Origin of the sequence: Microbacterium esteraromaticum (assembly GCF_028747645.1) — a bacterium.
In the GTDB taxonomy this organism is placed as follows: Bacteria; Actinomycetota; Actinomycetes; order Actinomycetales; family Microbacteriaceae; genus Microbacterium; species Microbacterium esteraromaticum_C.
This window is the reverse complement of the sequence record NZ_CP118100.1, coordinates 171,816-184,914: the sequence shown is the minus strand read 5'-3', so window position 1 is coordinate 184,914 and position 13,099 is coordinate 171,816. Positions and strand designations below refer to the sequence as shown.

The 13,099-nt window shown below is 60.4% G+C and carries 10 protein-coding genes; all 10 read right to left on the bottom strand.

The genetic code is table 11. From position 1 onward, the window contains the following. Window positions 1–15 precede the first annotated feature (15 nt). Window positions 16–1,545, bottom strand: coding sequence for an amidohydrolase family protein (locus PTQ19_RS00840; RefSeq protein ID WP_206822661.1), 1,530 nt, complete (start codon window positions 1,543–1,545; stop codon window positions 16–18). 56 nt (window positions 1,546–1,601) lie between these two features. After that, entirely contained in the window at window positions 1,602–3,608 is a 2,007-nt protein-coding gene (locus PTQ19_RS00835; protein ID WP_274368084.1) for an alpha/beta hydrolase family protein, read from the bottom strand. Next, window positions 3,598–5,052 carry a serine hydrolase domain-containing protein gene (locus PTQ19_RS00830; protein ID WP_206822659.1) on the bottom strand — a complete coding sequence of 485 codons (1,455 nt, stop codon included), beginning with the start codon at window positions 5,050–5,052 and terminating at the stop codon, window positions 3,598–3,600. Before PTQ19_RS00830 ends, PTQ19_RS00835 begins: the two co-directional genes overlap by 11 nt. Before the next feature lie 73 nt (window positions 5,053–5,125). Then, entirely contained in the window at window positions 5,126–5,938 is an 813-nt protein-coding gene (locus PTQ19_RS00825) for an ATP-binding cassette domain-containing protein (protein ID WP_274368083.1), read from the bottom strand. A gap of 20 nt (window positions 5,939–5,958) precedes the next feature. Next, window positions 5,959–6,750, bottom strand: coding sequence for an ABC transporter ATP-binding protein (locus PTQ19_RS00820; protein ID WP_274368082.1), 792 nt, complete (start codon window positions 6,748–6,750; stop codon window positions 5,959–5,961). Window positions 6,751–6,785: 35 nt separating this feature from the next. Then, window positions 6,786–8,318 (bottom strand): ABC transporter substrate-binding protein, encoded by a 1,533-nt coding sequence (locus PTQ19_RS00815; protein ID WP_206833838.1) that lies wholly within the window; start codon window positions 8,316–8,318, stop codon window positions 6,786–6,788. A 39-nt stretch (window positions 8,319–8,357) separates the two neighbouring features. After that, window positions 8,358–9,209, bottom strand: a complete 852-nt coding sequence (locus tag PTQ19_RS00810; RefSeq protein ID WP_206822655.1) for an ABC transporter permease — start codon at window positions 9,207–9,209, stop codon at window positions 8,358–8,360. A gap of 10 nt (window positions 9,210–9,219) precedes the next feature. Further along, the gene (locus tag PTQ19_RS00805; RefSeq protein ID WP_242519509.1) at window positions 9,220–10,158 is read right to left on the bottom strand and encodes an ABC transporter permease; all 939 of its coding nucleotides are present in this window, start codon (window positions 10,156–10,158) and stop codon (window positions 9,220–9,222) included. A gap of 74 nt (window positions 10,159–10,232) precedes the next feature. Then, on the bottom strand, window positions 10,233–11,462 hold the full coding sequence (locus PTQ19_RS00800; protein ID WP_274368081.1) for a metal-dependent hydrolase family protein: 1,230 nt from the start codon (window positions 11,460–11,462) through the stop codon (window positions 10,233–10,235). A 14-nt stretch (window positions 11,463–11,476) separates the two neighbouring features. After that, on the bottom strand, window positions 11,477–12,958 hold the full coding sequence (locus tag PTQ19_RS00795; RefSeq protein ID WP_274368080.1) for a diaminopimelate decarboxylase: 1,482 nt from the start codon (window positions 12,956–12,958) through the stop codon (window positions 11,477–11,479). Window positions 12,959–13,099 lie beyond the last annotated feature (141 nt).

Below are 13,099 nucleotides of genomic sequence, written 5' to 3'. Positions count from 1 at the left end.
AATCACGCCGTGGCTTCAGCCGACCTCCGACCGGATCGCGCGACCAGGCAGTGCCTCAGGAAGAAGCGTGCCGTTCTGCACGACGAACTCGCCGTTGACGAGCACCTGTTCGACGCCTATCGACGGTTTCAGAGTCTCAAAGTCGGCGCGGTCACGGATGGTCTCGGGATCAAACACCACGATGTCCGCGTCGCAACCCACTTGGATCCGCCCCTTGGTGCGCATCGCCGGGACGAAACCCTCTAGCATCTTCGCCGGAAGATAACTGCAACGCGAGATCGCCTCGTTCAACGACATCAGCCCGAGCTCACGACTGATGTGTCCGAGTGTCCGCGAGAACGTCCCAGCAGTCCGCGGATGCGCGAAGACTCCCGGCGGCACAGGCCATCGGGTCTCGATGTCTGCGCCATTCCGGCGGCCGTTGAGTTGAAGCAGCATCGCGTCGGAGGCCACGACGGTTCCGGGGAAACTCACCATCTTGTGGAGCAATGCGATCTGTGCCGGATCATCGGGATCCAGGTAGTCCACGACAACGGTCCCTCCGGGGTCCTCGGATCTCAGCTGGGCGAGTCGCTGGAAGTCTGAAACCCGCTCGCCGGTCTTTAGGTAGCGGATACTCGTTGGCCGCTTTCCGCGGCTCGACATCTGCTCGGGCGAGAGAAAAGGTGCACCGATGACGGTAGAGGATGCGTGATATGGATATGCTTCCGTCGTCACCCGAATTCCGCTCTTCTGCGCTCCCTCAATGGCATCGAGGATGAGATCCGCCTGGAGAGAGTACGTCGAGTTGATGTGGCAGAGATGAATATGAGCGTCGGTCGCGGCGGCTAGAGCGATAAGCTCCAAGACACCCTCAATCCCGGAGAGCGGATCATCCGCTTCCTTGTATCGACCATGGACGAACAGCGGCACACCGAGAGCACTCGCGCGTCGCGCGAGTTTCAGCATTTCAACCCTTCCCGAGTCCGGTGCATAGCCAAGGAGAACTCCAACGCCAATGCCGCCCTCCGCAACCCCCGCCGCGACACGGTCGATGATCCTGTCTACGACGTCCGGCGTAGAGGGCCGGCGCCAGGCATCCCTGCCGAGCTTCGCACCCAGAACAGACGCGGAGCCGTTCTTCACGTTCCCGTTCGGCTCGAGAGCGATCCCTTCGATCTCGCTTACTCTCGCGGCAAGCCAGTTCGACGCATACCCGTAGTTGGTCGGCCGCCCTTGCGCCGCGACCTCCACGTGGGTCGCAGCGACTGGGCCAACCCCCGCTTCGAGATCGAGGCTGGTCGTCACACCGTCAAGCGCTTGAAGACGCAGGCCGTTCACCGTCTGAGCGTGGCTGTGAACATCGACGAACCCGGGAGCAATCACAGAGCCGGCGATATCCATCAATCGAGTCGCGTGCGGCGGAGGCTCACTAGCCGACTGAATGCTCACGATCTTGCTACCTCGGATGCCGACGTGTCGCAGTCCGTCGACGCCCGACTCGGGGTCAATCACCCGACCGTTCACCAGAACGACGTCCAACGAACGGTCTGCCGTGGGCGTCATTCGTGACTCTTCGTCACCGTTTGGGCCAAGCACAGTCTTTCCAGCTGGCGCGCGGTTCACGAGACAAGCTCCTCACTGATAGGGCCCGCGCCCAGGACGTGCTGATCGCAGAACGCCAGAACGACCTGAATCCAAGTCTTCGTATTCGACGGTCGAACGATTGCGTGGTTCTCGTTCGTCATTTGCAGAAAGCGGTGCGGCATTGTTTCCGGGGGCCCGTCCCAGCTCGACACAAGGTCCCACCACATGCGCAGTGACTCGCTGACGGGAACCCGATAATCTTGATCTCCGTGCGTGATCAGCATGGGAGTCACCACGCGAGACAGGTTGACGTTGGGTGAGAATGCACGATACCAATCGGCGTTGTCGGCCTCGTGCCCGTGAGCGCGCATCTTGTCAGTTGCCAGATCCGTCGTGCGGTGTTGCTGGTCCAGAGCCCAGAGCGACGCGTGGCTCACGATCGCATCGAACCGATCGGTCTGCCCAGCAATCCAGTTGGCCATGAAGCCGCCGAACGATCCTCCAAGCATCGCCGTGCGGGTGTGGTCGATCTCGTCGCGGCGAATGACCTGATCGAAGAGCGCCTCGCATTCCCGATACACCACGTCTGGCCGCCTCGGCCACCCGCGCTTCAGCCCGCTGTGCCCGTACCCCGTCGACATCGCGGGGTCCGGCATCAGTACTGCATACCCTCTAGCAACGGCCAGCCACGGGTTCCAGCGCCATCCCCACGCGTTGTACGAGCTGTGGGGCCCGCCGTGCACCCACAACATGGCTGGGGCGGGATGGGAAATTGTCGCGGAGTTCGGCGTGCACAGCCATCCGCCGACGCGGGTGCCGTCCACCTCCACCTCGACGCGCTCCAGCCGCCCGGGAAGAGCGCCGATGCGGCCGGGCGCGGGCAACGCAAAAGGCAGGTCCGGATGTCGCAGGCGAACGGGTTCAGACGGCGCGAGCAGGCTGTTGCGTAGGGCGAAGACATCTTCTCCAGCCGTGGTGGCCAACGAAGCGAAGACACCGCCAGTCACGATCGCGACAGAACGCCCATTCGCCGAGTCGATGGAGATAACCGCGCCAGACGAATGCAAGTCGCCCGTAGCCAGGAGATTCTCCTCAGCTTGCCAGGTGTACTCCTTGACCGTCATGTCTCCCACGTCGGCCACAACGGCGTCGGCGTCACCATCGAGGGTTCGGATCTCGAGGAACGCGTACTGCGGGTCGGTCGGAGTGGGGCGTGTCGTGCGGGTGACCGCGAGTCGCGCCCCGCTTGGCGAGAAGACAGGTGCGGTGAAATCGGCCCCGTCGGCACAGGACAGGTACGGCGTCTGCTCCAGAGTGTGCGTGTCGATGAGCATGAGGTTCGCACGCGTCGCAGCGCCGGTGAGTCGTTCTTTCCACGTCGTCACGACCCGCCGCCCGTCGGGCGAGATATCAGCGGTGACCCCGACCAGCGCGATCGCGTCGACGTCGGGAGTCAAGTCGACGACGCCGCCATCAGGTCGAACCAGGACGAGATGGGGGCAGGCCTCCCCCAACTCCCGGTCGTAGTGACGGATGGGCATCCCCGTGTGGAGAATAGTGCTCCTCTCGGACTCGCGACGTTCTTTGCGTCGCGTTGCGTCGTTGTCCAGATTGCTGCCCACGAGCACACTGGTGGACGCCAGAACGGTGCCGTCTTCGGCAATCCCGTGAACGGTGAGATCACCCGCAAAACCGGCAAGCCTGTGGGCCTCCCCGTGCTCAGGAAGCCGCCATAGCGACGTCTGGCGCGGTTCTCCCTCTCCCGCACCACCGTGCCGACGTGAGACGAAGATCAACGAACCGTCCGCACAGAATCGCGGCGCTCGCTCCCCCTCCTCCGAGAATGTGATGCGTCGCGCTCGCTTCTCGCCGTGAGGGTCAAGCTCCCAGAGCGACGATTTCAGCCGCGCGCCGGAGCTCACCGGCCAACGCACCTCCGCAACGACCCTTCCGGCTGCGGACGCCGCAATCGAGTCGATCCGGCATACCCGTGAGAAGGCTTCGATGTCACCGAAATCAGAGAAGACGTCGTCAGGATTCATTTTGCTCGCCTTCATAGGTACCTCGGTTCTGTGGAAGGCAGCGTGTCCCGAGGTAGACGCAACGTTCGCCGTCAACCTCGGTAAACGCAACTGGCGTGAAGCTCGAGAGCTCGTCTGCTCGCGCGAGGAACTGATACGCGATCCCCGTAGAACGCAGCATCATCTGCTGCGGTGCGGACGTTGCCATGGCTGAGCGACGTGTTCGAAGCCGGCTTCTATCGACGGTCACCGAGTATCCACCGTCAGCCGCGCGCGCCACCTTCAGCGTCGTCACCGCGTCATTGTAGGTGCCTAACCAGCTGTCCTCGATCTCGACCTTCGCGTTGGGGAGGGCGGCTGACCTGGGCGGCACCACAGCACCGACATAGGTTTCCGCGAGCGCGGCGCAGATCTCGTTTCCCGCGTCGGCCGCGAGACCACCGTTGCAGAGAACAGCGAAAACCGTTCCGTCGTCGGGGAGGACTCGGAACCATGCGTTGTTTCCCAGCTTGCTGCCCCCGTGGCCCACCACTCGATGAGAGCCCCACTGATCGTGCATCCACCCCAGCGTGCGCTGCGCCGACGTGGCGGCCGACAGGCGAGCGTCGAGATCCACCGCGGGTTTCCACATCTCCGCGACGGTTTCGGGCGACACGAGTCGTTGCCCGTTCCCTGCGTCCCCACCTCTCATGCAGGCGATCCCGAAGTCGAGCAGGCTGTCAACGTCGCTGATGACGATCCCGGCCGGGCTTCTGCCCTGATGCATGTCTGGGACCGGGACTGGCTTCCAGAGTCCTTGTCCGCCTTCGCGGACGTGCCCCACTAGGTAGCGATGAGCCATCACTTCTTCCGGCAGCGTGAAGAAGTTCTTGAGTCCGAGACGCTTTCTCACACGCTGGTCCAGTGATTCAGCCCATGGGCGCCCGTCGAGAACCTCCGTGACGCGTCCCGCGATCGTGAACCCCGCGTTGCAGTACGACCATCCTCGCCCCGGGGCGAAGATCGACCCAACCGATGCCAGTGAGCCGACGAACCTCTCGATGGCATCCTCGCCTCGTCCCGCATCGAAGAACACGTCACCGTTGATACCGGACGTGTGCGTGAGCAGGTGTCGGATAGTCACGTCTCGATAGAACTCACTGCTGAGCCGAAACTCGGGAAGGAAATCGATCACCCTGTCGTCAAGGTTGAGCTTTCCCTCTTCACGTAACTGCATGATCATCAGCGACGTGAAGAGTTTCGTCACGGACCCGATCTGGCCGACGGTGCTACGGTCGGTCGCAACTCGGGTTGTCAGCGACGTCAGGCCCGCACTAGCGACGAAGCGTTTCTGACGCCCCGTTCGGGTATCGATCTGTGCGACTCCGGCGAGAACTCCAGGCACGTGATATCTTCGCGCTACTTCCGCGAGATAGGACTCCCACGGCGTCGGGTCGAATGACGGGGACTTCAGAGTGTTTGTCATGTTCTTTCTTCCAACGAGTCGCTCTCCCTCCAACAACGGCACTACACCGACTGAACGCTCAAGGTGAGACAAGTCATCGGTAGCGCGTGGAGTGTGGGTCTACGATTGGCGCGGCGTCGAGAAGCTCGCGCGTGTAGTCGGTCTGCGGCGACGCGAAGATCTGGTTGACGGTTCCTCTCTCCACGACGCGTCCCGACTGCATCACGACAACGTCATCCGCGATGTTCTTGATGACCCCAAGGTCATGGGAGATGAAGACGTACGTGAGACCTAGGTCTCTCTGCAGCTCACCCAGAAGCTCAAGTATCGAGGCTTGGATGGACACGTCGAGCGCTGACACCGCCTCATCGCACACCACAAGCGCAGGATCGACGATGAGTGCGCGAGCGATGCATACGCGCTGTCGTTGGCCGCCACTGAATTGATGCGGGAACTTCGCGAAGTCCTCGGCGCTGAGCCCGACGCGTGCCAGAAAATCAAGCGCCTTTGCCCGCCGCTCTCTACGCGTCATGCGCGTCTGGATCTCCAGTGCCTCAGTCAGCGCATCTCCGACTCGCAAGCGCGGGTTGAGCGACTCGTACGGGTCCTGAAAAACGATCTGCAGCTGCTTCCGCATCTCCAGTGCTTCACGACGCCCTCCCCCTCTGAGTTCACGTCCCCTGAATCTCACGGAACCAGACGTTGGAGTCTCAAGATTGATCAACAGTCGTCCGAGCGTCGACTTACCGGAGCCGCTTTCCCCGACGATGCCAAGGGTCGCCCCTGCGCGCACCTGCAGCGAAACGTCCTGCAATGCATCAACGTTCCGTCGTTTCCCCTTTGACCAGGGACCTTTGTATGTTTTGACCAGCGACTCGCACTCGAGAATCGGATCCACCAAACTCACTCCATTTCCTCAATGCGCGATCACGAGGCGACAGCACGCGCCGCGGCTAGAAGGTTCCTCGTGTACTCCGTCGCCGGGTTTTCGAAGACCGTCACGACCGGCCCGGATTCAACAATCGAACCTGCCTTCATGACGATCACGCGATCCGCGATTTCAGCCACGACGCCCATATCATGAGTCACGAACAAGAGCCCTGTGCCGAAGCGTCTTCGCAGGTCCATCAGCAGGTGAAGGATCTGCGATTGCACGGTTACGTCAAGCGCCGTGGTCGGCTCGTCGGCGAGGAGAAGCCGCGGCTGGCAGGACATGGCCATCGCGATCATGACTCGCTGCCTCATGCCACCAGACAGCTGGTGAGGGTACTGCTTCACCCGCTGGTCGGGGTTCGGAATACCACATAGGCGAAGACTCTCGATTGCGGCCTTCAGCGCCTCAGCGCGGCTGAGTCCCTGGTGATACATCAGCGGCTCCACCAGTTGGAATCCAATCTCGAAGACAGGATTGAGTGCCGTCATCGGCTCCTGAAAGATCATCGAGATCTCGGAACCGCGCAGCCGAGACATATCCCGGCGCGAAAGCGAGTCGATTCGCCGACCGTCGAACATGATCTCTCCGGAGCGCCGCATTACCCCGGCCGGCAGTAGATCGATGATCGACAGCGAAGACATGCTCTTGCCAGAGCCCGACTCACCGACGATGCAGACTACCTCTCCTTCTTCGACCGTGAAGTCGATCCCTTTGACAAGGTCACGGTGCCCTGAGCGGGTCTCGGCCGAAACAGTTAGACCACGCACTTCAAGCAGCGATGCCACGGCAACTCTCCTCACAGTGATGAACCGAAGCCACGTCAGTTCGCTTCGTCAGCCGGAACGATGCGAACGTGACCGTCGCCTGTCGGCCCGAGACGAATCATCTCGGAGGTCTCCTCATCCATGGCCACGACGCTCATGTCGTGTCGCATCACAACCCACGGCATCTGCTCCATCGCAAACAGATTCGCCTCGGCGAGGATCGACGCGCGCTGTTCCGAATCAACTGTCGCGTTCGCCGTATCGATCATCGCGTCGAACTCCGAGTTCGAGAACCGAGCCATATTGCTCCCGTTGTCGATGCTCAGCGAGTGAAGCGTGTCGAACAGCATGCTGCTGCCACCAGACGCGAATCCTGCGATGAACATGTCGTGATCGCCGGCCCTGCCGCGCTCGAGGGCAGTCGGACCGTCATACAGCTGAATGTCGACGTCGAGACCCACATCTACCAGCGCGGCCTGGATCACCGTCGCCATGTCCACCGTGTCTTCGGCGTTGCTTGCGACCAGCTCGATGCTCTCACCGACCCAGCCGTTGTCTTCGATGATCTCGCGAGCACCATCGGGGTCGTATGCAACACCACGGTCATCGGACGAAGGGTCATAGCCGAAAGTGCCAGTACCTGCGTAGCTGTCCGTGCGCTGGCCCAGACCGCCGATGTGATCGATGTAGGCGTCCCGATCGATTGCCATTGAGATTGCGCGACGGAACTCGACGTTGTTCATCGGTTCCCGGTCCATGTTCATGCCCAGGTAACGAACGCCCGTTCCTCTGCTTTCATAGAGGTCCACGCCCTGCATCGACTCCACGCGTCCGGCCTGCTGCATCGGGATACCCCCGACGAAATCCGCCTCACCGGACTGCATCATCGACAACGCGGTGTTGTAGTCCGGCACCTGACGGATGATGTACTCATCCGCGACAGGACGGCCACGCCAGTAGTCCCCGTATGCTTTCAGTGTCAACCGGTCTCCCTGGACCCACTCGACAAACTCATACGGACCGGTTCCCACACCATGCAGGTTGAGGTCCGAGTTCTGATCGGCGTCCGGGCTGATGATGCGCATCTGCGGGCGCGAGAGAAGGTCGAGCAGCGGCCCGTACGGCTCCTTCGTCGTGATCTGCACCGTGAGGTCATCGAGCGCTGTCACGTCCGCAATCGGTTCCATCATCGACTTTCGGGACGCCCTGGGGTTGCTCTCCACCTGATCGAGACTGTAGACAACGGCGTCTGCGTTGAGTGACGTTCCGTCGTGGAACGTCACATCTTCCTCAAGGTGAAAGACCCAAGTCACGTCGTCGGTGAGCTCCCATGACTCCGCAAGACGCGGCGCGACCTCATTCGTTTCGAGATCTCTGGCGACAAGGCCCTCGTAGATCTGCAGCATCGCGTTGTTCGACGCCGAGTTGTTGTTCGCGTAGGGGGCGAGGCCTGAGATCTGGCCAGACTGCAGCTGAACAATCTTGCCCGTCCCCTCTCCGGCAGCGCCGCCGTCCTTGAGGTCTGCCGCGCTGCATCCCGTCATTACGAGGACGCCAGCAATCAGCAAAGCACCGGCGCCAAGAACCATCTTTCTTACAGTCATTGAATTTTGCCCTCCTCAGAGCATTTATGCTTTTGCCAGTTTGGGGTCAAGGCGATCACGCAATGCATCGCCGACGACATTGAAAGAGAATATTACGAGCGCTATTGCCACGCCAGGCACAATGATCAAGTGCGGCAGCGTAAACATATACTTTTGCCCCTCCGAGATCATGGCGCCCCACTCCGGCGTCGGAGGTTGGGCGCCAAGACCCAGGTAGCTGAGAGCCGCTGTAGACAGAATTGCGGACCCCAGACGCATCGTTGCAAACACGATTACCGGCGCCATAACGTTCGGCAAGATGTGCTTTACAGCGATGCGGAGGTCTGAACCGCCGAGTGCACGGATTGCGCCGACATAGTCCTTATCGCGCGCTTGGAGGACACTTCCCCTTACGACCCTCGCGCACGAAGGAATGGAACCAATGCTAATCGCGATGATGATGTTCGTGATGTTGGTGCCCAAGATTGACATGATCAGGAGCGCCAGCAGAATGTCCGGAAACGCGAACATAATATCCGCGCCTCGCATGATCACGGCGTCTAGACGCTTGTAGTAGCCAGCCAATATTCCGAAGAAAACCCCGAAAACCACGGTGATGATCACAACGGCGATCCCGACCCAAAGTGAGATGCGCGCACCGTAAAACAGACGTGTAGCCGTATCCCGTCCGTAGCTATCAGTTCCAAGCAGATGGCCTGGAGAGCCGGGCGAGAGACCCACCGCATTGGGGTCTTGAACGTTTGGCTCGTAAGGCGTCAACACGTTGGCACCGAGTGCGACCACTACGAAAATGACGATGATGACGGTACCGACCAAGGCCAGCACATTCTCCCGGAGCGTCCTGAACAGCGAAATGCGGCCCGTCACCCTGTTCACCGTAGCCTTCTCATTGAACAACATTGATCCTCGGATCCACTAGGGCGTAGACAACGTCTACCAAAAAGTTCACGAGCACAAATGTGGTCGCCATCATCAACGTCACGGCCTGGATGACGGGGAAGTCTCGGTTGGTCAACGCACTAACAGTGAGCTGCCCGATCCCATTGATTGCAAAGACCTGTTCCGTCACGATCGCCCCACTGAGAATGCCTCCAAAGCTGAGTCCGATGATCGTGATGATCGGGATCATTGCATTGCGCAACGCGTGTACCATGATCACCTGCTTTTCTGGCATTCCTTTGGATCTCGCGGTCCTCACGAAATCCGACTGGAGAACCTCCAACAGAGAAGACCTGGTCATGCGCGCCAGAAGCGCTGCCGTTGCGGTGCCCAACGTGATAGACGGGAGCACGAGTTCCAGCAGTCCCTCCCTCGTGAACCACGGATACTGCAAGCCGGCAACAGGGAAGATGGGCAGGACCACCGCAAACCCGAGGATCAGCATCGATCCGAGCCAGAAGTTCGGAATGGATACCCCGAGGAGAGCGGTGGACGACGCGAGGGTGTCCCAAACCGTCTTCCTCTTGACGGCTGCGATCACGCCGAGTGGAATACCAATAACAATTGCGAACACTAGGGACGAGACACCGAGGGTAATGGTGGCTGGCAGTCGCGCGGCAATCAGGTCGGCCACCGGTCGATTCGTCTGATACGAGTAGCCCAAGTCTCCCCGAAACAGGTTCATCATGTAGTCGAAATACTGAACAATCAAGCTTCGATCCAGGCCGAGGCTTTCGCGAACCGCCATCACGTCCGCCTCGGAAGAATCTTCACCTGCAATAATTCTCGCGGGGTCACCGGGAACAAGATGAACACTGAGAAATACGATAACCGAGACTGCAAGTAGCACGGCCACGAGCTGGCCGGTTTGTCTCAAAAGATGCATGCCCACTGAGGTTGCCTATCTCCTTTGATAATATTGAACGCGGGTTTCTTCTTTTGGTTACAGAAGAAGAACACTCATGAATTCGTGTGCACTACTCGCCCCCGTTGCAATACCACCTTGATGTGCCGAGGATCGGAAAGCGCGCTGATATCAGACTCAGGGTCGACGTCTGCGATCACGAGGTCGGCATCCTTGCCAACCTCGACCGAGCCAACCGTTTCGTCGATGCCGAGCAGCTCGGCTGCATGTGATGTGCCGGCCATAATGGCCTGCATCGGCGTCATACCGCACTCGACAAGATGAACGAGTTCTTGGAGATTGTTACCGTGGGGAACGACTCCCGAGTCGGTGCCCATGGCAATCTTCACGCCCGCGTCTACCGCCCGAGAAATGTTCTGCTTGAGCGCCTGCTGCAGTTTGACCTTCTTGGCGCGCGCGTAATCTGGTACGCCATCGCCCGTCGGCGGCGTCAACCCGGTAAGCAGCGTGGGCACCAGCCAAACGCCACCGGACCGCATGAGCTCAATAGCTTCGTCATCTATGGAGTACCCGTGCTCGATGCTCGTCACCCCCGCGCGGATCGAGTTCTTTATGCCGTTTATCCCCTGTGCATGAGCTGCCACCGGAAGCCCGCGATTGGTCGCTTCTGTGACGATCGCACTGAGCTCCTCAGGCGAGAATCCGTCGTGTTCCGGGGAGTCACGCGGGCTCCACACTCCGCCTGTTCCCATCACCTTGATGACACCTGCTCCTGCGCGATGGAGCTCACGGGTACGGAGGACGGCTTCCGTTGGGCCATCAGCGAGAGGGCTGATGCTCAGCCCCGGTGTATCGCGATCTTGCGCGAATCCGCCGAGCGTCCGGTAGTCTGTGTGGCCGCCGGTGGGACCGATCGCCTGCAGGGCGGGGACTATCCTGGGCCCGAGGATCTCGCCGTAGTCGACCGCCATCTTCGCTCCGTAGTCAATCCCGCCGAGATCACGCACGTAAGTGACTCCGGCCCGTAGCGTTGCGCGCATGTTCTTCGTCGCACGATAAAGCCTCAGCGTCGGCGGCTCATGAAGCGAAGTCGCGGGGTTGATTGGCGTACCAGGCAAGCGCAGATGTACGTGCGCGTCGATAAAGCCGGGCAGCAAGAAGCGTCCGGTGCCGTCGATCTCACGTACGTCCTCGGCTGGGCTGATTCGTGGCCTGACCGCAGTGATTCGTCCTTCCTCAATGAGGACGTCACGCGGGCTGGACGAGCGCCCGCCCTTCCCATCAAGAACGGTTACGCCGCGCACGATCAATGCGCTGCTCACCATATCTCCCGACTCCATCATCGACCTTTCCCGTCCGCCACCATCGGAACGCGGACGTCTGGTGTCCCCCAATTCACGTAGGGCTCCAGTTCGCGTGGGCCGACGTTGTTGATGACATCAGCGACGGTTTCGCCTTTGTGGACCACAAGATAGTCAAACGCGGACTCGGATCTTCCCGGATGGGAGGATTCACTTTCTTGAATGCGCCCATCGCGATACCCATAGATCGGGATGCGTGGCAGGAGGTTGTACGAATAAGGACTACTGAAGTAGTAGGCTCCGGTATCCGGTATCGCAATCAGGTCACCTGAATGCAACTCGGGGAGCTCCCGATCACTAGCGAGCAAGTCGCCCGAGAAGCAGGCCGGTCCCGCGACGTCGTGCGAGACGAGTGCGCGAGATACAATGGGTTGGCCCGAGGCATCGTAAGCCAGAATGCGCAGGGGCCAATCCTCCGGAGCATACGCAGTGCGCGTCGCGACCTGCACGCCGGCATGTGTGATCGCAACCCGCCGCTCCCCCATCGCTTTGGCGTACTCCACGCGAGTGAGAACAGTGCCGGCTTTCGCTGCAAGCGCTCGACCAAACTCTGTCACGATGTCGAACTCAAAAAGCTCAGGAACGACGTGCTCAAGTACGGCGCGATACTCCGCGAACGTGGGGACAGCGTCTTCTCCTTCGAAGTTCACCGGCAGGCCTCCCCCAATATCGATTCGAGAGACCTGCTGCCCTCGTCCGATTCTTTCCGTAAGCCGATTGATCTCCAATGCAAGATCCACTACGGCGCGAATCCCTCGGGCCGCGTGCAAGAGCGCTACTCCTTGGGATCCGGAATGCACGTGAAGCTGGGTGAGCCAAGGGCGCTCCAAGAAGGCCGCGATGATGGCCTCGCGAGCCCCCTCGTCGGCGAGGCCAACGCCGAACTTGGCGTTGGGGCTGGCTGTACTCAATGCCTCGATCGTCCCCGCGCCGGTCTGGGGATTCACACGCATCCCAAAAGTCGATGCCCGATCGGTGTCGCCCAACTCGGCGCGAAGCGCATCGATACGCGTCAACTCTGCGAAGTTGTCGATATTGATCACGACGCCGAGCGCAAGGGCACGCCGCAGTTGAGACTGCGTTTTCGCCGGGGAGTCAAACACGATGTTTTCCGGTGGGAATCCGGTCGCGACAGCGAGCTCCAGTTCGCCCTCACTTGCAACTTCGCACCCTGCGCCGAGCTGGGCATAAAGTCGAAGAATCGGCCGTAGCGGAACGGCTTTGCACGCGATGGCGTGAAGACTACGTGTCTCTCGCCGGCCATTGGCAAAGGCGTGGACGAGCTCGGCATACTGTTGCTCAATAAGGTCGATATCGATCAGACCGATAACCAAGTTCTCATCACTGAGAACGGGAACCGTGCTCAGCTCAACAGTCGGACAATCAGCGTTCGCGATTTCCGCAACAACGGCATCGCGCCGAAGTGCTGTGCCGATACTGGAAGAGCGCGCGAAAGTCATGTAGTCCTCACTATTGGGTGGCGTTCAGTGATCCAATAGTGAATGGTCGCCTATGACTGTCTCCATGCTAGAGGCCACCGCGGGGGGAACTACACCGTCAATCCACCGGAGTTTCTGCCGACCAACTGTGTGATCCTCACA